General features: G+C 39.6%; 22 protein-coding genes and 1 pseudogene. 5 read left to right on the top strand and 18 right to left on the bottom strand.

Annotated features, from left to right (window positions below):
* Window positions 1–736 precede the first annotated feature (736 nt).
* From BRLA_RS03035 to BRLA_RS03020, 4 genes are all read left to right on the top strand, one after another.
* Window positions 737–1,720: a glutaminase gene (locus tag BRLA_RS03035; protein ID WP_031309526.1), complete on the top strand. Its 984-nt coding sequence runs from the start codon at window positions 737–739 to the stop codon at window positions 1,718–1,720.
* Window positions 1,721–1,992: 272 nt separating this feature from the next.
* On the top strand, window positions 1,993–2,709 hold the full coding sequence (locus BRLA_RS03030; protein WP_003335555.1) for a futalosine hydrolase: 717 nt from the start codon (window positions 1,993–1,995) through the stop codon (window positions 2,707–2,709).
* Window positions 2,706–3,563, top strand: coding sequence for a 1,4-dihydroxy-6-naphtoate synthase (locus BRLA_RS03025; RefSeq protein ID WP_003335556.1), 858 nt, complete (start codon window positions 2,706–2,708; stop codon window positions 3,561–3,563). The genes BRLA_RS03030 and BRLA_RS03025 overlap by 4 nt, the downstream gene beginning before the upstream one ends.
* Before the next feature lie 318 nt (window positions 3,564–3,881).
* Window positions 3,882–4,436, top strand: a complete 555-nt coding sequence (locus BRLA_RS03020) for a metal-dependent hydrolase (protein WP_003335557.1) — start codon at window positions 3,882–3,884, stop codon at window positions 4,434–4,436.
* A 151-nt stretch (window positions 4,437–4,587) separates the two neighbouring features.
* On the opposite strand, the gene BRLA_RS03015 is transcribed toward BRLA_RS03020, so the two are convergent.
* Together BRLA_RS03015 and BRLA_RS25195 are read right to left on the bottom strand one after the other, a co-directional pair.
* Window positions 4,588–5,280, bottom strand: coding sequence for a M24 family metallopeptidase (locus BRLA_RS03015; RefSeq protein WP_003335558.1), 693 nt, complete (start codon window positions 5,278–5,280; stop codon window positions 4,588–4,590).
* A gap of 192 nt (window positions 5,281–5,472) precedes the next feature.
* Window positions 5,473–5,595, bottom strand: a pseudogene (locus BRLA_RS25195) (HAD family hydrolase); the annotation flags it as partial.
* Between the two features lie 227 nt (window positions 5,596–5,822).
* Here BRLA_RS25195 and BRLA_RS03010 point away from each other — a divergent pair.
* Window positions 5,823–6,302 carry a GNAT family N-acetyltransferase gene (locus BRLA_RS03010; protein ID WP_003335560.1) on the top strand — a complete coding sequence of 160 codons (480 nt, stop codon included), beginning with the start codon at window positions 5,823–5,825 and terminating at the stop codon, window positions 6,300–6,302.
* Between the two features lie 159 nt (window positions 6,303–6,461).
* On the opposite strand, the gene BRLA_RS03005 is transcribed toward BRLA_RS03010, so the two are convergent.
* From BRLA_RS03005 to BRLA_RS02930, 16 genes are all read right to left on the bottom strand, one after another.
* A complete protein-coding gene (locus BRLA_RS03005; protein WP_003335561.1) occupies window positions 6,462–7,817 on the bottom strand; it encodes a class I adenylate-forming enzyme family protein in 1,356 nt (451 codons plus the stop codon).
* A 25-nt stretch (window positions 7,818–7,842) separates the two neighbouring features.
* Window positions 7,843–8,988 carry a cysteine peptidase family C39 domain-containing protein gene (locus tag BRLA_RS03000; RefSeq protein WP_003335562.1) on the bottom strand — a complete coding sequence of 382 codons (1,146 nt, stop codon included), beginning with the start codon at window positions 8,986–8,988 and terminating at the stop codon, window positions 7,843–7,845.
* Window positions 8,989–9,020: 32 nt separating this feature from the next.
* Window positions 9,021–9,590 carry a hypothetical protein gene (locus BRLA_RS02995; protein ID WP_003335564.1) on the bottom strand — a complete coding sequence of 190 codons (570 nt, stop codon included), beginning with the start codon at window positions 9,588–9,590 and terminating at the stop codon, window positions 9,021–9,023.
* 32 nt (window positions 9,591–9,622) lie between these two features.
* Complete coding sequence (locus BRLA_RS02990; protein WP_003335565.1) at window positions 9,623–10,585, bottom strand: hypothetical protein; 963 nt, start codon at window positions 10,583–10,585, stop codon at window positions 9,623–9,625.
* 67 nt (window positions 10,586–10,652) lie between these two features.
* Window positions 10,653–12,368 carry a thiamine pyrophosphate-binding protein gene (locus BRLA_RS02985; RefSeq protein ID WP_003335566.1) on the bottom strand — a complete coding sequence of 572 codons (1,716 nt, stop codon included), beginning with the start codon at window positions 12,366–12,368 and terminating at the stop codon, window positions 10,653–10,655.
* A 20-nt stretch (window positions 12,369–12,388) separates the two neighbouring features.
* Window positions 12,389–13,594: an aldehyde dehydrogenase family protein gene (locus BRLA_RS02980; protein ID WP_003335567.1), complete on the bottom strand. Its 1,206-nt coding sequence runs from the start codon at window positions 13,592–13,594 to the stop codon at window positions 12,389–12,391.
* Between the two features lie 39 nt (window positions 13,595–13,633).
* On the bottom strand, window positions 13,634–14,749 hold the full coding sequence (locus BRLA_RS02975; RefSeq protein ID WP_003335568.1) for an aminoacyl--tRNA ligase-related protein: 1,116 nt from the start codon (window positions 14,747–14,749) through the stop codon (window positions 13,634–13,636).
* Window positions 14,749–15,012, bottom strand: coding sequence for an acyl carrier protein (locus tag BRLA_RS02970; RefSeq protein ID WP_003335569.1), 264 nt, complete (start codon window positions 15,010–15,012; stop codon window positions 14,749–14,751). Before BRLA_RS02970 ends, BRLA_RS02975 begins: the two co-directional genes overlap by 1 nt.
* Window positions 15,013–15,030: 18 nt before the next feature.
* Complete coding sequence (locus BRLA_RS02965) at window positions 15,031–16,038, bottom strand: MupA/Atu3671 family FMN-dependent luciferase-like monooxygenase (protein WP_003335570.1); 1,008 nt, start codon at window positions 16,036–16,038, stop codon at window positions 15,031–15,033.
* A gap of 26 nt (window positions 16,039–16,064) precedes the next feature.
* Window positions 16,065–16,877 carry an ABC transporter permease gene (locus BRLA_RS02960; RefSeq protein WP_003335571.1) on the bottom strand — a complete coding sequence of 271 codons (813 nt, stop codon included), beginning with the start codon at window positions 16,875–16,877 and terminating at the stop codon, window positions 16,065–16,067.
* A 2-nt stretch (window positions 16,878–16,879) separates the two neighbouring features.
* Window positions 16,880–17,701, bottom strand: a complete 822-nt coding sequence (locus BRLA_RS02955) for an ABC transporter permease (protein ID WP_003335572.1) — start codon at window positions 17,699–17,701, stop codon at window positions 16,880–16,882.
* The gene (locus tag BRLA_RS02950) at window positions 17,679–18,680 is read right to left on the bottom strand and encodes an ABC transporter ATP-binding protein (protein ID WP_003335573.1); all 1,002 of its coding nucleotides are present in this window, start codon (window positions 18,678–18,680) and stop codon (window positions 17,679–17,681) included. Before BRLA_RS02950 ends, BRLA_RS02955 begins: the two co-directional genes overlap by 23 nt.
* A 74-nt stretch (window positions 18,681–18,754) precedes the next feature.
* A complete protein-coding gene (locus BRLA_RS02945; RefSeq protein ID WP_003335574.1) occupies window positions 18,755–19,885 on the bottom strand; it encodes a beta-ketoacyl synthase N-terminal-like domain-containing protein in 1,131 nt (376 codons plus the stop codon).
* A gap of 13 nt (window positions 19,886–19,898) precedes the next feature.
* A complete protein-coding gene (locus BRLA_RS02940) occupies window positions 19,899–20,645 on the bottom strand; it encodes a beta-ketoacyl-[acyl-carrier-protein] synthase family protein (RefSeq protein ID WP_003335575.1) in 747 nt (248 codons plus the stop codon).
* Window positions 20,646–20,962: 317 nt separating this feature from the next.
* The gene (locus BRLA_RS02935) at window positions 20,963–21,838 is read right to left on the bottom strand and encodes a radical SAM/SPASM domain-containing protein (RefSeq protein WP_003335577.1); all 876 of its coding nucleotides are present in this window, start codon (window positions 21,836–21,838) and stop codon (window positions 20,963–20,965) included.
* 285 nt (window positions 21,839–22,123) lie between these two features.
* The gene (locus tag BRLA_RS02930) at window positions 22,124–23,089 is read right to left on the bottom strand and encodes an AraC family transcriptional regulator (RefSeq protein ID WP_003335578.1); all 966 of its coding nucleotides are present in this window, start codon (window positions 23,087–23,089) and stop codon (window positions 22,124–22,126) included.
* Between the last annotated feature and the right edge of the window lie 130 nt (window positions 23,090–23,219).

The raw sequence follows: 23,219 nt of genomic DNA, 5'->3' as shown, positions 1-23,219 counted from the left end.
ATCGTCTTTATTAGCTTATAGTAAATAATATCAAAAAATCATAAATGTTACCTGTAAAATTACACATTTCTAAAATTTTTTTTATTTTTTTAATAGAATTTGCTTTTTATTTATCAACATGTTACAATTATCCTTGTGTTTTTCATATTAAGATGATTTTTTACCTTCACCCAACCAATTCTTTTTTCCTCGAAATGAATTACTCTCACCTGTTTTTCAAATCTCACGTCCAAAAACTATTTTCCAAAGAAGCAATTCATTTTCAGGCAAGCGTTTTGATTTACCCGATTCACACTGGCGCGGTCATCGGAGCCGTAAGGACGGAAGAGAGGTAGGGCTTTCGTTGTTTTGAGGTTCAAAAATGCTATATCTATCTTTTTCCAGATACTATGTCGTAAGGGAAAAAGAATTCGAATAAGGTTATAAAACACCGACATGAAGTCATGTGGGACAGCTTACAATATGGAAACCATAAAGCTACCTATAATTGGTGGCTTTTTCTTTTTTTCCACTATTCTCCCTCTCTTGAAAAAAATAAGCTTTTTTTGGAAATATACTTGCTGTTACACCTCTATGATTTTAAAATAGAGTTCCACGACACATTAAGCTGGCGATTCTCACTACCATTGATATGAATATGGGAATGTGGGTCATACTAACTGGCAGTGCCCCTGTCTTGGTATGTTATTCAAGTTATTTTTAATATGAAAGGGGAGCATCTGAGATGAGCCCAAGTATCTTGGCACCGTCAGAAACAGAACAGCATCAGCAAGTATCTGCTCAATTGTTACATTGGATTGATCAATTTAAGGATGCAGCTTCTCAAGGGAAGTGTGCTGACTATATACCTGCCCTAGGCAAGATGAATCCTCATCAGCTAGGAGTTACTGTAATAGGTACAGATGGAACGATGATTACCGCTGGCGATTGTGAGGCTCCATTCACATTGCAAAGTATTTCTAAAGTACTCAGCCTAGTCGCGGTATGTATGGAATATGGCATTCCGCATGTTTTGCAGCGAGTTGATGCAGAGCCTACTGGTGATGCTTTTAATTCGATTATTCGATTAGAAATGAGCAAACCTGGTCGTCCCTACAATCCGATGATTAACGCGGGGGCCATTACAGTTTCATCTATGCTCGCTGGTGATTCTGTTACCCAAAAAATGGATTCACTTAACAAGCTATTTATCCAACTAATCGGGACCGCTCCCGTGCTAAATGAAGAGGTATTCCAGTCAGAGTGGAATACTGCTCACCGCAATCGCGCCTTAGCTTATTATCTGAAGGATATTGGTTTCTTAGACGGAGATGTGGAGAGTGCTCTGGAGGTTTATTTAAAACAGTGCGCGCTTGAGGTAACGACAAAGGATACGGCCCTAATCGGCTTAATCCTGGCCCTAGACGGCTACCACCCGATTCGTCAGGAACAAGTACTTCCTAAGGACGTAGCTCGTTTCACTAAATCTCTAATGCTGACATGCGGAATGTATAACGCGTCTGGTAAATTCGCTGCCTTTGTGGGCGTTCCAACGAAAAGCGGGGTCTCTGGAGGTATCCTCTCCGCTGTACCACCTCGCTATCGCTCCCGTGACTTACCTTTTGCCGATGGTTGCGGAATTGGGATTTTTAGTCCTTCAATTGATGAGGTTGGCAATAGCGTGGCTGGCTCCCTGTTGCTAAAAGAAATGGCTCAGCAATGGGATTTAAGTATTTTTTAGCTAAAAAGATAAGTGCATGAGACTCCGATAGACAAGATCGGAGTCTTTTTTATTATGTCTTCATCCTTATATACAGATAGCCAAAACAGTAGTCGACAACGCATAACTCAAACTTGAACGCCTTATAAAGTGTTTCACTCAACGGCTCAACTTTGTATAATTGGAGGCAGAAGCTTTTATATTCCGCTTTCTTCTTTATTATAGAGAGGATTCGTTTTATATAGTCTTTCAAGAGCTCACGTTATGGTTTACACGAAAAGGAGATTGTTCACATGAATCAAGCTAAACAAGCAGAAATCTCTTCGGGTACATTTGTAAACTCGAACAATCCATCCTCACGATCACTAAAACGTATACTTATCGTCACCTCTGTAGAAGCCGAACAAGAAGCGGTAATCCGCGGCTTAAACGGTGCAGAAGGCTTCAACGTTCTAGTGGGTGGTGTTGGTGCAGTCTGTGCCGCAGCAAGTACAGCACGCACGTTGGCGGCGACTGCATATGATGTAGTCATTTGCGCTGGTATTGCTGGTGGATTTAAAGAGAAAGCTGATATAGCTTCAGTGGTGGTAGCAGATGAAATCTTGGCCGCCGATCTCGGTGCCGAAACCTCTGATGGATTTCTAAGCTTGGACGAACTAGGATTTGGTTCCGCTCGAATCCCTGTAGACATTACGCTGGCAAAGCGTGTAGCAGAAGCCCTGCGCATTGCCGGTTTACCTACCCATACCGGCTCAATTCTCACGGTTTCCACAGTAACAGGCCGTGCCGAAACAGCCACAGCCATAGCCAGCAGAATAGTGGGAGCGACTGCTGAAGCGATGGAGGGATATGGAGTAGCAACCGCCGCACAGCAATTCGAGATTCCCGTATTGGAAATTCGCACTATTTCTAATCCTGTAGGTCCGCGCGACCGTTCCGCTTGGCGTATAAAAGAAGCATTAGAAGCTCTTGAAAAAGTAAGCTCAGTACTTGTGGAGGTGTTACGATGAAAATTGCCTTTTCCCCTTGCCCTAATGATACATTTGTTTTTCATGCTTGGGTTCATGGACTCATTCCCCAAGCTCCAGCCCTAGATGTTATGTACGCAGATATTGATATCACGAATGGACTTGCAGCTAGTTTAACTGGTCCAGAAGTACTCAAAATTTCCTACGCTGCACTTCCTTGGGTATTGTCGGAATACGCCCTGCTGCCATGTGGCGGAGCGTTGGGTAGAGGGTGCGGTCCCTTAGTCTTAACGAAAAACTCGTCTGCTATTGATCAGCCATCCCAACAACAAGCTGAGCCTTCCGCTTTATCTGGCAAACGCGTAGCTGTTCCTAGCGAACGCTCCACCGCTTATCTATTATTCCGTCTATGGGCTGCCCAAAATGTGCCCGGCGGAGTAGGAGAAATTATTGTAATGCCTTTCCACGAAATTATGCCTGCTGTACGCGATGGTAAAATTGATGCCGGTTTAGTAATCCACGAAGCACGTTTTACTTATCCTTCCTATGGTCTTTCTTTGATGACTGACTTAGGTAATTGGTGGGAAACGGATACAGGGCTACCGATTCCACTAGGTGCCATTATCGCTCGACGCTCGTTGGATTTGGATGCTATTGCTAGCTGGACCCGTGCCTCCGTAGAATATGCTTGGGCACATCCGGAAGCGTCCAGAGAATATATCATGCACCATGCTCAGGAAATGGACCCAGCAGTAACCCAAGCTCATATTAATTTGTATGTAAACAAATTTACTGCGGATCTAGGGGAAGATGGATATGCGGCCGTAACTGCTCTTTTAAGTCGCGCTGCACAAGAAGGACTTGTTCCGGAGTTTGATCTGAAATTATTGCGATAATCGAGTTTCTTTTTAAAGTAACAAACGCTTCCAGGCATAGAATGTCAATAAATAAGCCGCCATTTTGAGAATGTAGTCATTTTCTTCTGGCAGTGTTTTTTGGCACACTACTCCTTTACGCGTCTTTTATTTGAAGCGGTATGGTTTCCCACTAAAAAGTAAATTATTTCAAGAAAGACTGCCCACCTGCAAAGAAATATGGTAGTATAAAAAAGAGAACAAAAGTTCTCTTTTTTATCAGAAGCTATTCAAAGAGCGGTATCATCTGTAGTACGGAATTATTCCCTCTTTGTTTACAGCAAAAAGAGGGGGAGCATCTTGAAGTATAAAACGCATATTGCTTTTTCAACACTGGCTGGGGTATGTGTAGCGAAGTTTTTGGATATCCCATTCCAAACAGACTATGTAATGGGAGTAGCTGTGGGAAGCTTATTGCCCGATATTGATCATCCTAAATCTTACATAGGTAAAAAACTATCCAAAACATCGAGGGTAATGAGTAAAACATTAGGACACCGTGGCCTAACACATGCTCTGCCTTTTTGGCTTTGTTTATTTCCCCTTGGATTCTTTATGAAGGAGAACGTATTTTTAGGCTTGTGGATTGGATATCTCTTTCATATCGTAGGGGATTTATTAACGGTTGCCGGTGTACCCCTGTTCTATCCTTTTAGTAAAGCAAGAATAAAATTGCCTCTTGCTTTTAAAACAGGAAGTTCCGTAGAAAAAGGCGTATTTATCGCCTGCCTTCTGCTCATTATTGTATCAATGGACGCTAACATGTTTGCTGAGCTAAGCAGTTCATTAGCGATTCAACTGCAAGCCTTATTGAAAATGGCATCAGAGCTGATCAATTCGTTGCTGATACGTTAATAACAATGCCTGCCGCTCCGATATGATTGCGGCAGTACAAGAATGACTAAAAAAGAGCGTCTCCTTTATTGCGGACGCTCTTTTTATTCATTTCTTATCGAAAGCTCATTGATTCCCTGCTTATTTTTTATAAAATTCAACTCCCCCAAGGCTATTCGACTGTTAATAACTGCTCAAAAAACCCTCCGATTTCACGCTCACGATCAACAAAATGCACCTCTAAGATCCAATCTCGCGGTCTCCCATCCTTATCAGGCTCTCGCATGTCAATGTTATTATCAGCATGGATGTAATTCTCTACCTCATCCCCTTGAATTCGCTCATGAGGGAATTCCCCTATTAGATGACCTGCGTGCGGTCCTCCATATTCCCATCCATACTGCTCTGCGAGACGACACATATATTCGAATAGCTCACTTCCCGTTATATTGGGTTTTGATCGGAAAAAGTCCTTCCCATCCTGCCAAGCTTTCTCGATATCATCACGTAGCTTTAGCTTATATGGATCAGTTCCAAGCACGTATGTCCGTCCAAAATCCGCTTCCCATTCTTCAAAAATGGGGCCGAAATCAAGAAAAATAATATCCTCCTCAGAGATCGTTAAGTCTGGGGGATTCTCACGGTAAGGATACAGTGTATTTTTACCCGCTCTTACAATCCGTTTATGCCAATATTTTTTGATACCATACATTTGAAAAGCCAATTCATATATTTCTTTATTCACCTGCTTTTCCGTTACTCCACTGCGCAATATTCCCTTCTCTTCAACCTGTTTGAATAACTCTTCTGCTTTTCTTTCCGCTTCACGTAATCCTGCACGTCTCTCTTCTAATGATCGTTGCAAAGCTAATACACCTCTTTCTATCAATTCTACATTGATCGTATAAGTATTTTTGGCTATTTCACTTCAGCAAATCGGAAGCATAGCTCCTGTAATGTAGTGATCATATTTTGTTCTATTTGATCATCAAATGCCATGTTCCCTACGCGCAAAGCCTGAAAGGTTCACACTTGCCAATCAATACAGAGTAGTAACCTATTGAAACATCGGGAGGTCATACAGATCGTTTCCAAAGCAAACCATTTGATCCTTTTGAATCCCCCATTGCTGCAAAGCTGTCCATTTATTAACACCTTTATATGTAATATCCAGAATCCCCTCTGTTGAATGATAATGCTATGTCGTCACATCAAGTTTTTCCAATCTAGCAGACAGAACATAAGCTGATCACAGGATAATGCAAAATTTTCAAAATAGATTGTCAAATAAGAGTCTGAAGCAGCCAAATATCAAATCAGATATAATGATTGTAAAAGATTGCTTCTTCTTTTTCCATAGCATTATACTGTTTTCTTATTTATTACAATATGAAAAGGAAGATGATAATGATCGTTCGAATGTATACTGAATCGGATACAGAGCATCTGGTCTCACTCTTTTATGATACAGTTCATTCTATTGCGGCACATGACTACTCACCAGAACAGCTCAATGCTTGGGCTCCAGCGGACGAACAAATGAACAAGCTGATCAGTTGGCCTGAGTCACTACGCCTTAATAGAACATATGTCGCTGAAATAAACCGTACAATCGTTGGGTTTTGTGATATGACGATTCAAGGCTATTTAGATAGGCTTTACGTCCATAAGGATTTTCAGAGGCAAGGAATTGCTTCCCGATTATTACGTTGTATGGAAAAAGAAGCTAAAAAACTTGGTCTTACTACAATCACTACACATGCAAGCATTACGGCTAAGCCCTTTTTCGAATCCCATGGATATGAATCAATTCAGGCTCAAACTGTCGTGCGCCGAGGGATTTTGTTAGGTAATTATCAGATGCAAAAAAGTCTAACCACATCCTAAAATATAAATCCATGATTACATTTTTTCATCTTTATATAACTTTTTTCAAACGAAAAATAAAACAAACCCCACTTTATGTCATTAACATAAAAGAGGTTTGTCGATAGATAGTCTGAAACTACATGTCTCCTTTATTGACGTCCTATTACTTACAGGTGGCTACGCGAAACTTTCTTGACCAAATCGGACTTCAGCTATCGCTTTCAGTTGATTTCGATCTGTCTTTCCGTTAGCAAGTACCGGTAGATGGGGGATTATTTCATAAAAACTTGGTCGGGAAGGCTCGTCTACCTTATCCTTTATAAATAGGTCAATATCTCTTTTTGTAAGAGAAGCATCCCCCACTACAAAAGCACACAATCGATTTCCACGTGTTGGATGAGGGACCCCTACAACAGCTACGTCTCTTATTCCGTGATGTTCTCTGATCGTTCTTTCCACATATTCCGGGCTGACATTATATCCATTGACAATAATGATATTCTTTTTTCTTCCCAAAATAGTCACGTATCCATGTTCATCTCTCGTTGCCATATCACCAGTAGACAGCCATCCATTATGAAGCATCGAAGCATCTACTTGTCCATTGGCATAATAACCTAGCATTACTGAAGGGCTTCGAACCCACAACTCTCTATCCTCAGAAAAATTGATTTCTGTTCCGCTAAGAGGTTTGCCGACGGTTCCATAACAATAATCATAAGGACGATTCAGTGATACATTAGGACCCGCTTCCGTTAATCCATAACCATCCAATATGGGAACCCCTGTCATTTTCACCCATTGTTGAACAAAAGTATGGGTAAGCAGGTCGCCTCCACAGCCCCATCCCTTTACTCCAATTTCTTCAATCCCTCTCTGCTCTTTTAATAGATAAGGAAGCATAGTTTGATAAAAAAAAGGAGCGCTTTCTACCCAGCAGACGTTTTGCTTTTCCAGAACGGTAATTATGGAGCGCGGACGTAAATTAGCAGGAATAACCAAATCCATACTGTTGTGTTCCAAAACTCCCACAATACTTAATCCATAAGCTCCCCAAAGTGGCAATGTAAAAAGAAGCCGTTCTCCCTCTTTGTATCCGAATACTCGTGTCGTCTCCTGTTTCTGATACGTAATCCCTTCTTTACTCCAGGCTACATATTTAGGCATTCCTACAGTTGAGCCTGAGGTTCTGCAGATGAGCCCTGTATTGCTAGGTATATTTCTTTCCTTTACCACAGATAGGCTCTCAATTTGTATCTTATAATGATCGCTTGTATAGCACACATAGTCAGCTCGGACTATCTCCAGTTGTTTATCTAATTCGGCCACCTTTCCGATCACAACAGGAACTGCCTCCAGTTCTTTGCAGGCATAATAGGCAACCAACCAAGAGATGGGTTCGTGAATAGCAATCGCAACCAGATTACCTGCTGAAACTCCCTGATGATTCATACAAAGCGTAAGCTGTTGTATTTCTTGTTTAATAAGTGCTGTATAGGATGTATTACCAACAAAAACCTCATAATTTATCAAGCCGCTTCTTCCCTTCTCTGGGAGATCATATTTGGATTGTTTTTATGGGCTCTACTAAGGAAATATGAGAGTGTCTGTGAAGAAACTCAATAAAAAATTGATTCTCCTGCATCCCCACTTGCTCTATTGACTCAATTGTTGTTTTTAAAAACTTTTTAAGTGGTGACTGTCGTAAAATATGCTTCATCAGACCAATGTTGATGACTTCCCATCGTTTCACAATCTTCTCAAACTGGGCCAAGTCCTCCTCATAAACAAAACCGTATAACATTACCAAATCTTTAAGCAAATCCAGATAATAGTAGCGCATCAGTTTTATTTCCAAAACAGCTTGACCATAATCAGAAAGGTGTTCCCCGCCTAGTTGATCATCCTGTAAATAGGAGCCCAAATCCTCTACTAACTGATGAATTGCACTTCTTCCAAAGTAATGTGTTTCGTTATTTTCTCGAATGATCAACCCCCGAGTATATTCAAAAGCAACTGTAGTGGCTACACTCTCCATTAGTTTCATAACATCACTTTGTTCTATTTTTGAAACTTCATATAGCTGTAGCATTTGAAACTCTTTTTTCCCCTGTACTTTCGAATTGTTTTCTAATTGTTTTATAGCTCGATCTCCACGCCAGCACGCTTCAAAGTCCTGAAGTTGTATACTCCCAACGTAATCTCCCGGAACACCATCATAGATCAGTGCTTTCTGCTCATCTATCCCATATACAGATATCCAATGCTTCGTAATTCCGGGGTGGAGACTACTGTAATTTATTAGATACTTATCACTATGATAAAATTCGCTATAAGGCAGGTGAAAATATGAAGCACCAATCAACGAAAGTTTTCCGTTTTGAATATTATGCATAATAGCTTGTTTTCCTTCCTCATAGGAAGCAAACGAGATATTCTCTACTTCATAACCCATATGCTCTGGGCTGATTCCGTAACCCAGCTTACCTAAACGGAAAGAATCTATATATTCATCCCATAAACCATACTGCATGTTGATTGTGTCTTGTTTCTTAGAATAAACTGTTACACTATACATCTCTAGATTAGGATGTAAGCTAAGAAAACTAGTCATTCCCTCATTCCTTAATCGCTCATGCAAGATGACATGAAGACAAATAGAGTAGTAAGGAGCTTTTCTTTCTGGTAGAAATGGTATTTTCATTGCTGTAACGCTTCCTTTCCAACCTGTAGGCTCTATACGTTACACAGGGTAAGAGCAATTACAATCAAATATGGATTTCTTGGCAGTATAACTTGCTTGATGTGCCCCGAATGCTGAAGAGTTACTTTTTGCAGCCAAACGGTTCTTGGAAGTTCAGTAAGGATCATGTTCTCTACATAATAGGGGAGAGACATCGCTATCTGCTCTCCAAATAGTGGCGTTCCAGTTTTATACTGTTTCCAGTTAGTTAAACCAAATCGCACTTCTTCTTCCACCCCATCCGCATAATGAATTGTAAATTTATCCTGATAATCGCCAAATAATGAAAAACCGAGGAAAGCTAAGGTTTGAAAGGACCTTTGAGCGTTTACTTCAACGATTTGGCCATCACAACTTATAACATCGTTATCAACCGCTTCAGTTAATGGAAAGGCAAAAGGGATTCCTTGGTATGAAATTACTTCATCGCTTGGAAATATCTCTCCTGGAATGCTGCTGTGTATATGATCCAGCTGAGCAACCAGCTTTGGGTCTTGGATTGATACTCCTTTTGTATTATAAATGGATGCCAAATCAATTATATGTGCCTCTCTCATATCCATTGTTCAAGCACCTCAATTACTTTTCTATCAATTTAGAAATATTTGATTATTTTTTCATAAACTTCTTTTTCTTTTTCAATGATTTTATTCACCCAATCAATCTGTTTTTGAAAATTAGTGCTTCCTGTAACCTTTGCCTTAATTAAGTAATTTCGAAAGACAGCCCAAACATTTACCGTCTCTTCTACTAAAATAATTAGTGCCGGGTCTATTTCCTTGTAAACTGGGCTTGTTTGATCCTGATCTGCATATAAAATGAATTCAAGAAATCCATCTCGATAGTTTATTACTCGTTTTAACATGTCAAATATTTTATCCAGATGAGCTCCTAAGTCTTTCCCATGTAATATCATATCTTGCTGACACGCAAGGAGTGCTTTTTGTCCGCTGAGATAGCCCACATATCCGGTATCAGTACCATTAATTTTGTTACACACGGACCTAAATTGCTGTCGAAGCAGTTCGTCATTGATTTGTAGGGATGGTTCGGTCAATGTAAAGCTATACCTACCTTCTACTTCATAAGCTTGTTTGGTAGGTTCAATCGGGAACCAGTCAGAAAATTCATACGGCCATAAATCTGTTATATAAAAAAGCTTGGATACAGGATCATAGTCTTGAATTAAAACAAAATGAGAGAAAATTTCCATATCTGTATACCATGGAAAGAATCTACCGTCCACAACAGTGAAAAGATGTCGATTTTGATTAATGGTTTCCTTCACTACATCCAATAGCTCTCGTTTTTCATAATGAAGGAACTCTGCCTTGTAAATTTTTTGTAATGTATCTGGAAAAGGTATTAATACCTCTTCCTTGGCTGCTGTAAAATCATCGATGCTTCGATAATAAAATCCCCATCTGTCGGACAAAAGCCAGTGATACGGCACTCCAAATCCTTGAATATAAGAACAAATAAGATACTCTAAGCAATCTAAAAATTCCTTTCGCTTGTTATACATGACAGGGTGGTGTGTGGGAATAGCCAGATTCATGGGATTCCTCCTAGCTTATTTAGACATCTACATACCTTTTTTAATCGAATGTTCCCATGAGACATACTTACTGTTCTTTGTCTCCATATTGCATCATCACCGTAATTGGTAAATCCTGGTCCCAACTAACTATTAATTCTAGCAAAGCAATCTTATTTTGTTCTGTATACAGCCTTGCTTCTTTTAATGCATTTTGGTACTCATTTAGGTCAGTCAGTTTAGCATAATAGCCGCCAACCGATTTAGCTAAAGCTGCATAGTCTAGCTCTATTTGAAAAGAGCAGCCTATTTCTATTTCGCTCATGCTTTGCTGAAATCTTGGCCAAGAAAATCCACCATTATTTATGACAATAAAAGTGATACCTAATTGATGCTCAGCGGCACTCCCCACAGCTGAATATCCCATTTCAAACGAACCGTCTCCAAGTAAAGCAATAACATTCGCTTTTCTAGCAGCAATCTTAGCTCCTAAGGATATACCCATCGGTAAACCTAGGGCTGTTTGTTCACCGGGAACCACTGTGCGGCTGGGCGGAGCCACCGTATAAACAGGATACGAATATCCCCACATATCATGTAGCCCATTATCTTGAACCAAGATGACATGCTCTCCAAATTCATGTTCGATTCCCTTAAGCATCCTTCTCACAGGTGCTTTTATATCTTCTACTTCTGCCCATACTGACAGAGCTTCTTTTTTTACCTCCTGCATTCTTTTTATCCACTCATTTTTGTTAGTCGTAATCCAATTCAGATTCTCGCTTGACATTTTCCACAAGAGTTGCAAAGACAGTTGGGCATCTCCAAGCAACCTGTAATTGGCATGAACAGAACGTTCCAGCGACTCATAATGGCAATCAATATGTACAAAGAATGAATGTAATAAGGCCTCCTTCCATCCCATTAAAGCTGTCTCCTCTAACTGAGTTCCAATCGCTATAATCAAATCTGCCTCAAAAAGGAGCTTCTTGATTTGCGGTAACGTATACAAGCCTACATTTCCAAAAGCATTGGGATGCCTCTCATCTACGATTCCTCTTCCAGATGCTGTAGTAAAGATAGCTAATCCGTGTGCCTCTGCTAAAGAGATTGTTAATTCAGACACAAATGGCCGATGTTGACACCCCCCGCCTAATAGGAGGATAGGACGCTTTGCTTTCGTTAGTTGAGCGAATAAATTACGTATACTCTCTTCTTCAGGCTGCGAAAAAATCGGTCCTTGTTCATCAAGGTTTCTTTTATCAGCATCAGAGAACGATTCACTGCTTAGCTCCATCCATGTTAGATCATCTGGAATCTCAAGATAGACTGGCCCCGGTTTTCCATTAACAGCTAAAAAAATAGCACGTCGCAAAGCCCAAATGGCTTTCTCTGGATGCTCTACACGATAACACCATTTAGTCACGGGTTGCATCATGGCAATGGAATTGGTTTCTTGAAATGCCCCTTCACCGCGCATGTTCCGTGCAGTAGCATTGGAGATAATAATTAAAGGTACAGCGGCCGAATATGCCTCTAAAACACCCATTATGCAGTTTGCAATTCCAGGTCCTGGGCTAGTAACAAGCACGGCTGGACTCCCTGATACCTGAGCATGCCCCATTGCCATTCCAACCGCTATTCGTTGGTCACGTGCCGTGAAAATGCCTATTCCTTCTTTTTTATAAGCGGATTCAATTAACCCCCCACCATCTCCCACCATACCAAACAGCTTTGTTATGCCCTGTTCTGCAAGTACTCTCGCATAAGCATCCCAGATCGTCAGACTTTCTACTGCTTCCATTATTTCACATCCTTCTTTAGTTATGAATGATGTAGTTCCTTATTGTTGAATGCGACTGATACTTCTTTGGAGATTAAAAGAGGACGACTAGTAAAACTTCCCTGATAACACACATAATTTGCCTGTAAACCATAACCACCAAACGGGCTATTTCCGTTTTCAATATCGTACAGGCTTACATTTTCTGACACGATGTGGGTAGAGCGTAATTTTTCAGCTAATTCTGGTATTCCAAAAACAGAAGCACCAAGAGTACTCTCTATACGCTCAGGAGCATGTAACCAATCTATTACCTCTTGTTCATCTCGATAGGTTACAACATGAAAGATCGGACAGAAAAACTCAATTACCTCACCAATTTTTTCAAGAGAGGACACGACAACAGTAGGCTCTACATAATTACTGGACACATCCACCGATCCACCGTAAACAATACGATCTTTTATTGGTGTGAAATACTCCTGTGCCTGCTCTGACAACCCCTCATAAAATAACGGAGCTATTACATTTCCTGGTTCATTTCGCTTACCAATGCGTAATTCTTTAATGTCCTGAATCAGTGTAGATAGAAAATTCTCTTTAATATTCTCGTGGACAAAATAAACGTTGGGGCACATACAATCCTGTCCCGAATTATAGACGCGTGCAGCCACAGCTCGCTTAGAAGCATCTGCTAGATTTGCTTTTTGTCCAACGATAAATGGATTAATTCCCGCTCCGAAATACAAGAACAAAGAGTGTGGATAGGTTTTTTGCACCTTCAAACTATTCTCATAATTTCCAGTAAAGACAACTACATCTGGCTGTCCTGCCTGTTCTTTAAATTTCCGTTGAGAAATAGGAAGTAGCTGAGATGGCATGTCCGCCTGTTTCATTATGAAATCATGAAGCTTTACCATTGTAGATAAAGCTTTTGTAGAGGGTCTAATCAAGATTTCCTTGCAAAATAAACTTGGAATAGCAGCATATAAGACATAGGAGTACAACAAAACGTTTGATGAATGATAAACTGCAATCCGATTAATAGAAGGAGGATTGTAGCGCTCCACTTCCTGTTCAGCTCCAAGTAGAGTAGAGAGGGAAGATTCTATCTCAGCCTCAGCACTATCATAAGTAGCAATCTCCGTTAAAATTTCTAACAGTTCTGCTTTATTCGTTCGGATTCCTGAAATAAGCTTGTCCAATCGTTTTAATTGCACGTCTCTTTCGTTTGTAGCAAAAATCATTAGTAATAAGCCTCCTTCTATTTATCTAAAGGTAAGAATTTATAAATCCAAGATTTCTCTTATCTGAGCAGGCCATTCATGAAGCTGTGTACCATATACAGCCAGCAAGGCATATACCCACCGATCAATCCCAAAAGCCACACATCCTGAATGCAATATTGAACCGTTTGGTTCAGTAATGCCAAACTCTTTACATAGCGTGTCTTTTACATTATTAAATGACGCAATTGAAAAATTCCCCATGTCAGTTGAGATAATTAGCTCATATTTCATGTGAGCCATTAGCTGATACTGACTTTTCTCAGCATGATGAGGAAAATAAAAGGGATCATGTGCCGTCTCTATGTAACCATTAAATCCTAAATCAACAAATAATTTCCATATCAAATCTAAAAAAAAGGACCTTGTTTCTTCGACAAAGGACTCATTCCCCATAAAAACAAACTCTCTCATTCGAAAATTATGAAGTCGATGTTTTCCCAAACGCCATGGTGCCTCATGACGGAAACAAATCCCTTCTGTACTAAGTAATAATGGTTCATGCAATGTCTGATTAGAATACTCCTCATAGCAATGAAAACATAGAGCTGGTGAAAGAAGATACTCACTGCAACGAGTATATTTTTCATAATTATCAGTTTGACCAACCTGATTAAGCACTTCATACTCATGAGGAAATTCGGCAACTACATAAAGGTTTTGTGGGAAGTTTTTCACATACTGGCATTTTTCCATTGTCTGTCTTGGAATTAAGGACGAATATATTCTCGCCCTCGCTTGTTTAGATTCTGCGTATTCCGCAAAAAGACGTTGTAATGCCTCATATAAAGTAACAGCAGACTCCTTTCGAATAAGCTCTGAAAACTCTGCTAGCATTTCTTCCTCATTGATTCGTATTTTTGTGATGTCTCCATCGGTCTTTCGTATGATCCGATTAGGAAAAGAACGTATACCCTTTTGCTCCTCAATCATGGTCTGAATAACCTGGTCAATCTGTGTTTCTTTGCTTTTATCAACGATGTCAATTTCAATTTGCTTTGTTTCAGGATAGAAGGAGCAATGAGAAATCCCCTCAAGACTATACACCAATTTCGAAGTAATCGCTTCTGCCTGCGATTGAGAAAGTGTTCCGGCTACATGATACTGTTTTTTCATTAACACTCACTCTTTTCTGTATAAACTAATTTCTCTGATTGTCTTACATTGATTAAACCACTTATTTTCTCAACAGTTCGAAAATTATCCAACAAGAGATCTTCCTCACTAAATTCCAGATCAAATGCTTGCTCTAGTGCTACAATTAAACGAATTGTAGTCATAGAGTCTAACCCCATTTTTGTTAAGTCGTCACATTCAGTAATAGGTTCCTTGATTTCAAGCAGGTCTTGTAGGATTTTACGTATCTTCGCTTGTTTCATTTTTTCCATTCCCTTTCATCAAATAGTCTGGGCATTCTCCTCTTTTACAAGTAGCTGCAATCGTTCCAAGCTCTCCATGATTTTCTGTCTTTGTAATCCAAAGTCTATCAGAGCAGCAACTTGCGTAACCCCGATCTCCTCTAGCTTCCTCAATACAGTTGAACAAGTCTCTGGAGTACCTAGCAAGGAATAATGAGGAGAATATTTCCTAAGCATCATTGTTTTTGCAATCTCTTCTTCTCGTTTACTTTCATAATGGGGGATCATCTCTGCCAATGACAGGAATGCATGCTGATACTCAAAAAAAGCATTCTTTACAGTCTTTTCTACCATTTCAAGATCATGATCAAGATAGGTGTGAAGCAAGATAGTTACATCTTTGTCTTCTATGCTATGACCTCCCTCACGTAATCCAGCATGATACAACTCAATCTTTTGCTTTACATCATTCATATCATTAAAAATAAAATGGGTTAACAAATGGTATCCATGTTTTCCAGCCTCATAACAGGTTTCTTTAGAAGAAGCTACTGTTACATAAATCGGGATTTGTTGTTGATAGGGTTTTGGAAATATAGTTACATCTGTTTCTTTGTCATTCCAAAGGTTTTCAATCCTTTCTATTCCCTGCCACATTCGTATTTTCCGCTGATCGAAATGCTCTGGATTTTCTTTAAAATCGTTGGGGTTCCAGCCAGAAGCAAAGGAAATACTTACTCGCCCTTTTGACAATTGATCCACCATTGCCCATTCTTCTGCAATTCGAATGGGCGAATGGAGAGGCAATATGACGCTTCCAACTTGAATACGAAGTTTCTTTGTTTCCCTTGCTACAGCCGCTGCAAAAACGGATGGACTAGGAAATAACCCACCAAAGGTATGATAATGCCTCTCAGGAAACCAGACACCATACCAGCCATTCTTCTCCGCATATTGGATTACTTCGAATAGAAATTCATAGTGATCCTGCATGTTTTGGGCTGTGGTATCATTTACGTTCGAAAAAAAGCTAACTGAGAATTTCATTCATTTTTCACCTCTCTTATAAAAACTCAACTGCTTGCACTAGAATAATTCCGAACCGCTGCCTTCCACAGTAATCGAGTCAAAAGCAACAATGCTAGCGGAGCAAGAATACCCCACATCATATTTACCACGCTTAATTGATTTAGGAGATACAATGGTCCAAAGTTGCTCGCTAAAAATAACGGAATAATGTAAATACCGATGGTCTGGATTGTTTTACCATAGATTCTTGCTGGCATGTGCCCAAATTCCCAAATATCATTGCTCAAATCATTTACAGCGGATGTTTTAATAAACCAAAACGAAAAGAGGTGCGGAATCAACATGACTGTGTAACTAATTACAATTCCTCCAATTAAAAATAGGGTGTAGCCTGCGATATTAGCCAAGCTAACCTCAATTCCTAATCGACTCCATCCCATTACCAACAGCACACTTCCGACAATCAGATTGGGAATCGCCAAGCCAAAATCTATATATCTCATTGTGGTAAGAAATTGTAGGGATATTGGTTTTGTAATGTATAAATCTAGTTTTCCTTCGTGTATATAATCCTCTGAGATTTTAAAAAAATTAACAACGAAAAGACTAACATATACCCCTGTAACCAGCATAAATGTACCTGAGAACAATAGAATAGAGTCTCTGCTTAATCCTTCAATAATCAAACCTGACTGGTATATCACAAAGATATAAATCAACTTGGATAATACAAAACCGCTCTCCACAATGACTCCGACAAAAAAATTAAAACGATATTCCATCTGCGCCATTAAGCAGTTTTTACAAAATAGATAGTAAATTTTTACCATTTTTTTCACTTCTTTAACCCATGCCATGTTTATCCACCTATAGCTATATATTTTTTAATACCGATGCCCCATAACAATTTGGAGAGAACAGCAAAAGCGATAATCCAGAATACTTGTAGCCCCATACCTGTCACCAGTTCTATCCCCTGGTACTTCCCAATAAGCACATCTACTGGATAATTGACCGTATATTTAAATGGCAAATAGTTTAGAAAGGAGAGAATTGTATCATCGAAGACATCTAGCGGAAAAATCCCTCCACTTAATATTACAAGCAAAATTTTCGGAGCTTCAAAAATATAAGAAACATTTTCAAGCCAAAAAGCTATGGTAGTAATGCTAAAGAAGATAAAGAAGTTTAATACGAGAGCAAGTAAGAGTGTAATCAGAAAATAACCGATATTAACGAGGTTAATCTCTACTTGGATCAGTCTATTTAAGACAAATAAAATGAGAAAGATTAAACAAAAGCTGACCACAATATAAATTAGCTTAGAGCCAAGAAACGAATAAATTTTGTAAGGAAGATATCCAATCGGTCTAATGATAAATTTGTTAAGCCCACCCTCCTTTATATCTTCCGCTACATCATACTCAAAACCAGCTTGAATAATCTTGGCAGTTACTGCCGCAATCAGTGTATACGTGATCATCTCCTGAAAGGTATATCCAAAAACGGTAGACCCGGGACTTTGGCTATCAAAAATAGCTGTCCATAAGTAGGTTAATATGGTGATGGAGAATACACTTCCCACAATTCCCAACACAAAATTAGCTCGATATTCCACTGCTGTCTGTATCCCTAATTGAAAGGTATGAATGTATTTCCTAAAACTGCGCAACCTTCTCATTTTTCTCATCCTTCTTATACAAAATCGTAATGCTATCTTCGATGGGGATATCCTCTACATTAATGTCACTTACAGGCAAATGCTCCAATATCAGCTTAGAGTTTTGCTTTAAAAATTCACGATCAAGCTCGATAAGACTTTCAAATTCGTTGTGCTCCCTCACAATTCCGTAAGCTTCTACAGCTGATTGTGGAACAGGGGTAGAAAATTGAATTTTAACGAGCTTCTTCTGATTCAGCAATTCGTTTACTTTATTTAAGTTGCCATCATACACAATCTTTCCCTGATTGATAATAATAGCCCTTTTGCAAAGGTCTTCTACATCTTTCATATAATGTGTTGTCAAAATGATCGTAGCCTTCGTCTCTTCATTGTAATACTTTAGAAATTTACGGATGCTCTTCTGTGAGATAAGGTCTAATCCAATTGTAGGCTCGTCCAAGAAGATAACCTTAGGTCGATGAATTAATGCGGCCACCAATTCTAGCTTCATTCGTTCTCCCAAGGAAAGCCTTCTCACTTGTACATCTAAAATATCCTTGACATCAAGTAATTCTGTTAGCTCATCCAACGTCTTCTGATACTCTCGATCTTCTACTTCGTAAATGAATTTATTTAAAAATAGGGATTCATTAGCGGGCAAATCCCACCATAGCTGACTTTTCTGTCCCATAACAATCGAAAATTTCATTTTAAATTCCTTTTTACGTTCCCATGGAACATACCCCATCACAGTTGCTTCTCCACTAGTGGGATGCAAGATGCCGGATAAAATTTTCAAAGTTGTTGTTTTTCCTGCTCCATTTGGTCCAAGAAAAGCCATCATCTCTCCCTCATCGATATCAAATGAAATTTTTTGTACCGCTTCCTTGACCAGCTTTTCCCGATGGAATAGGTTTTTAATAGAGTTAAGCAACCCAACCTCCTTTCTGTAATAAGCATATTCTTTCTGTAGATTAGAAACGTGTATCAAACTCATATTTCATCCTACTTTCCGACACGATCTTATAAATTTTTTATATCGCAATGCATTGCTAATGCTTATGTTTCTCACTATTTAGGTGAGGTAACTACCATAGACACATAATTTCCGCAGAAGCCAAAACTGTTGATAAGCACAGACTCTACTGTTGCCTTCATACTATGTCCGATTACCGCCTGAACCGGACAAGCCGGGTCGAGATTTATCAAACCAAGAGTTGCTGGAATAACGTTCGTTTGCAAAGAAAGGACCCCTGCGGCTAATCCCATTACTCCTGAACAGCGTAGCAAATGTCCAATTGCCCCTTTATGTGAGCTTACCGGGATCATACTCCCCTCCTCTATAGCCTCCACAATGCCTACTGCCTCAACGAGATCACCTTGAGGGGTACCTGTTGCATGAGCCTGAATACAATCGATTTTTTTACGTTTTGCATCCTCTAACGCCTCACACATCGTATGTATCACACTGTCTTTATCTAGCTCAACCATATTTGTTTCATACCCACTAACGATATGACTAATTCCATCTATCCAGGCTAGTGGCTTTTTCCCACGATCTCGCAGGCATTCCTCTGACTCAAGTAAAATGACCCCCGCCCCTTCTCCTATTAAAATCCCACTACGATTTTGATCAAAGGGACGCGCTGTCTCAGTTGAAATAGCCTTAACAATATCGAGCGAAGCATATTCATATTCATTAAGAAGTTCTGCTCGTGCAATCATTACCATATCTAGTTGTCCTTGTGAGACAAGACTTTTTGCCATTGCGATTGCAGAACTGATAGAAGAACATGCTGCTGACAAACGTAGTACGGGTGTTTGCTCACGCCATTCAAAAGGGAGGAACTCTAGAGGGTCTTTCACCCATACCTCTGCCCTTTCTCCAAATCCAGACATAGAATCCCCGCAGACAACTGGTAAGATAATAGCTTTTTTGCAATCACGCCATATCTCTAGCTTGTACTCTGCCTGCTCTATTGCCTCCTGTAAGGCCTTGTTCAACCAAATTTGCGCTATAGATTCTTCCAATTTATCACTTTGAAAGTCAACTTGTCCGCCTATTTGAGATCGAAACCCTTGGGCGTCAAATCTTGTTAAGGAGGCAAGGGCATTTTTCCCGGCAAGCAGACCTTTGGCAAATAGCTCAAAACCGAATCCATAAGGAGAAACGATACCTAAACCAGCGATACCCACTCTCATTCCGTGCTCCCCCCTATGATTTCGTAAAGCAAATTGCCCAGTTGTCAGGATCGACATAACCAAACCATGGCGATGAGTTTTCCGATTCCAGCCAGATCATTACCTGTTCTAGTTTATTGCCGTATAAACTGTCTTTTCTCGGATATTCAAATGTCCAATCCGTTAGTTTTCCAACTGGTGCTATTTCTCCCGTGGAAGACTCCTTTATTAACGCCGCAACGCTGATACTTCCAACAAAATCATCTGTTAAGGAGGACTCTCGGTCTATATCAACTACTATCATTAAATCAGAACGATTCTCCCTTAACAGATTGTATGCCCAACCTAAACCACTCAAGCCGCCATACCGATCAGTTAATGTGGCAGAGGGTCCTTTAAAATTGAATTGAAGTGTAACAAGTGCGGTTGGAGAACTTGAATCGATAGCTAAGCTCTGATGAGGTCTAATTCTTCTGCGCGGTTGATGAAAAGCATTGAGGTAAGAGTCAATTTCTGCAGAGACAGCATTAGGCACATTCATAATGACTCCTCTTCGATCTGGCCTGGGTAAAAGATTTTTCTGCTTTAATACAGAAACAACGTAAGCAACGGATTGCAGAAGAAACGGTGTCAATTTTTGATGAATTTTAAACGGTTTTTGTGTATATGTTGAGGTGAATACCATATCATTTATTTTGCCAAACCATTTATTCGAGCTCATTCGTTCTTTATTTATACAAAAATGATATCCGGTCACAACTGTAATCGATTCCTTACCCATCGACTTATCCTCTCATTTTTTAAATAATTGGTATTATTTGCTATTTTTTCTACATGTTATCATTATGTAATTCAAAAAACAAGTTACTACAATTGAATTTTTTGTATTATATATACAATTTTAATAATCAATAAAAAATAAATTAACTTATTTTTACTAAATTAATCTCTCTAGTAACTAATGCCCTCATATATAATAAAGAAGGTTTCATAAATTTGAATATTTTACAGATTTTATGCAACCCAAAAAAAGAACACCTAATTTTATAGGTGTTCTTTTTTTGGTTACTTCTATGCTAATAATCTCCATAATCCACACTAAGCTCCAAACCGCTTTCGATATCCACACTTTCTGCATAATTCCTCAACAGCCTCGCGTCTTGAGAATCCGTCAAAAAGATTGTTTGCTCTCTCGCTCTCTACGATTTCAGAGAAAGGTGTAGTTTGGACATTGCCCAAATTAATCACACCTTCCCCATCCAAACAGCACGGCACAACCGTTCCATCCACGAGGATTCCTGCTTGAGTACGAAGGGCATGGCAAAAGCCTTTTCCATCATCCTCGGGCGCGTGTAAGCTCGGCCATTCAAATTCATGATCCTGATTGAGATAAATTCGTTCAGCAATCTTAACCCCGCTACCCGGAATTACTTTTTCTTCAATCTTATAGTCCAGATTAAATTCTTTTTCCAGCATCTCTAAGGTCTCTCTGTTCCTATTTCTTTGAAGATTCGTTGCGTTATCTTTATCCAGATTCCAGAGACGAAAGGATATGATTACATTATGCTCCGCCGCCTCTCGAACAAAGGATAGAATGTTGGATAAATATTTATCACGATCAACAGAGCCTTCATGACCATCAAAGCTATGCAACGAGAAGTTCATTTGACGCAGGGCTGGCTTACCCAGTAGCTTGGCACGATTCTTTTGAATAAGGGTTCCGTTTGTCGTAATGTTGACCTTAAATCCCTTTTCATGGCTTACATCTAGCAATTGATCAATTTTAGGATGCAGGAGCGGTTCGCCCTTCACATGAAGATAGATGTGCTTTGTATGTGGTTTAATTTGATCCAAAATATTGGTAAACGTGTCTAGCTTAATAAACCTAGCTTGTCGACCTGTTTGTGGACAGAAGCTACAGGCAAGATTGCAAACACTAGTAATTTCAATGTACATCTTTTTAAATGTCTTCAAAACTCGTTCCTCATTCCCTATATTCTGTAAAGAGTTGATTTATTTTTTGCCATTCATCCTAATTGCCGCATGGACAAATCTATAGCTGATCCCTTCATACCTTACTTTCGCTTATTATACATGAAAAAATACGAGGATGATTGCAACTTGAGTTTTTGGAAGCATCTGCTGGTCATGTAATGTGCTAGGTGTATCAGGATACACAAAAATGACCGCCTTAGCTGATCCTTGGCGGTCATTTTCATCTATAGCGGCTGAATATGATAGGCATTTCTGACATCCTCTTTACTTTAAAGCATTCTTGCCATATTCACTTGGGTTAACACCATATGTTTTGCGAAATAAAGAGGCAAAATGACTAAAATTATGATAGCCCACGAGCGAGGAAGCTTCGCTGACACTAATCTTATTATTCTCCAATAGCATTCTCGCTTTTTCCATCCGTTGTTGTCTAACAAATTCAAATACAGTCATACCAAACACTTCTTTAAAGCCGATCTTGAGCTTGTAATCATTCAGATGAATCAATTTCGATAGAGCAAGCAGGCTGGGTGGCTGGCCTAGCATTTTTATCAAAATATCACGAGCTAAATAAATTCGATCAATATCGTCTTTTTTTAACCTGCTGCGCCCTTTGACCTGCCCCATTTCCATTTCATAGATAAATAATGCCAAAAGCTCTAAGGTTTTTCCTTCCATATAAAGGCGCTTGGCTGACCCGCTATAAGAACAATTGCGCAGTTGCTGTAGTAGAACCTGCATTTTCGGACGAATCGTATCCTGAAGATAGAGGAAGGACTGATTATTCCCAAGCTTTATATTTGGAAACAGGCTGCCCCAAAGCCTCGCATCCATGCGCAGCTCCATGTGAACAATTGGTCTTTCTTTGATTTGCTCGGCATGAAATCTTATATCATGTAAATAAACGAGTTGGGCACTACCTGCTTCTGTTACAATATCCTTGTTTTGTCCCTCAACAGAGAAATACCCACCCCCATCTAGCGTAAACGCAAGCTCAAGATGCGGATAGCGAATGCCTACATCAAACGAAACGTTCTCATATAAAATCATATCGCTCATCTGCAATTCCATGCCGTCCCGAAGCTGCATGCAACTGAAATGACCTTCGCCAAGATGGGACGGTATCCTGCCGCAATGCTCATAGGGCTCTACAGAGGAATGACCTAGGATTTGATGTAGAACATTTGCATTGAAATCTGTAAGCTCTGTATTTTCTGCTTGAACAATCATTTTCTCCCCTCCTATCTGCGCACACAAAGGTTGTGATATATGCTGCATCTAATGATAATTATTCTCATTTATAAGCAGTTTATCATATCCTAGCTGCTTATGTATGCGATAAAATGATATTCCAGCACAT

This window comes from Brevibacillus laterosporus LMG 15441 (assembly GCF_000219535.2).
Classification (GTDB): Bacteria; Bacillota; Bacilli; order Brevibacillales; family Brevibacillaceae; genus Brevibacillus_B; species Brevibacillus_B halotolerans.
Note: the sequence above shows the minus strand (reverse complement) of the source record. Positions and strands in the feature narration are given on the sequence as shown.

Bases quoted from the DNA above. Each gene is read 5' to 3' on its own strand.
- BRLA_RS02940 (WP_003335575.1), bottom strand. From the start codon at position 20,645: ATGGGTAAGGAATCGATTACAGTTGTGACCGGATATCATTTTTGTATA.
- BRLA_RS02945 (WP_003335574.1), bottom strand. From the start codon at position 19,885: ATGAGAGTGGGTATCGCTGGTTTAGGTATCGTTTCTCCTTATGGATTC.
- BRLA_RS02995 (WP_003335564.1), bottom strand. From the start codon at position 9,590: ATGGATATGAGAGAGGCACATATAATTGATTTGGCATCCATTTATAAT.
- BRLA_RS02985 (WP_003335566.1), bottom strand. From the start codon at position 12,368: ATGGAAGCAGTAGAAAGTCTGACGATCTGGGATGCTTATGCGAGAGTA.
- BRLA_RS02965 (WP_003335570.1), bottom strand. From the start codon at position 16,038: ATGAAATTCTCAGTTAGCTTTTTTTCGAACGTAAATGATACCACAGCC.
- BRLA_RS03030 (WP_003335555.1), top strand. From the start codon at position 1,993: ATGAATCAAGCTAAACAAGCAGAAATCTCTTCGGGTACATTTGTAAAC.
- BRLA_RS03000 (WP_003335562.1), bottom strand. From the start codon at position 8,988: ATGAAAATACCATTTCTACCAGAAAGAAAAGCTCCTTACTACTCTATT.
- BRLA_RS03025 (WP_003335556.1), top strand. From the start codon at position 2,706: ATGAAAATTGCCTTTTCCCCTTGCCCTAATGATACATTTGTTTTTCAT.
- BRLA_RS02950 (WP_003335573.1), bottom strand. From the start codon at position 18,680: ATGAGTTTGATACACGTTTCTAATCTACAGAAAGAATATGCTTATTAC.
- BRLA_RS02990 (WP_003335565.1), bottom strand. From the start codon at position 10,585: ATGAATCTGGCTATTCCCACACACCACCCTGTCATGTATAACAAGCGA.
- BRLA_RS02970 (WP_003335569.1), bottom strand. From the start codon at position 15,012: ATGAAACAAGCGAAGATACGTAAAATCCTACAAGACCTGCTTGAAATC.
- BRLA_RS02975 (WP_003335568.1), bottom strand. From the start codon at position 14,749: ATGAAAAAACAGTATCATGTAGCCGGAACACTTTCTCAATCGCAGGCA.
- BRLA_RS02930 (WP_003335578.1), bottom strand. From the start codon at position 23,089: ATGATTGTTCAAGCAGAAAATACAGAGCTTACAGATTTCAATGCAAAT.
- BRLA_RS02960 (WP_003335571.1), bottom strand. From the start codon at position 16,877: ATGGCATGGGTTAAAGAAGTGAAAAAAATGGTAAAAATTTACTATCTA.
- BRLA_RS02980 (WP_003335567.1), bottom strand. From the start codon at position 13,594: ATGATTTTTGCTACAAACGAAAGAGACGTGCAATTAAAACGATTGGAC.
- BRLA_RS03010 (WP_003335560.1), top strand. From the start codon at position 5,823: ATGATCGTTCGAATGTATACTGAATCGGATACAGAGCATCTGGTCTCA.
- BRLA_RS02955 (WP_003335572.1), bottom strand. From the start codon at position 17,701: ATGAGAAGGTTGCGCAGTTTTAGGAAATACATTCATACCTTTCAATTA.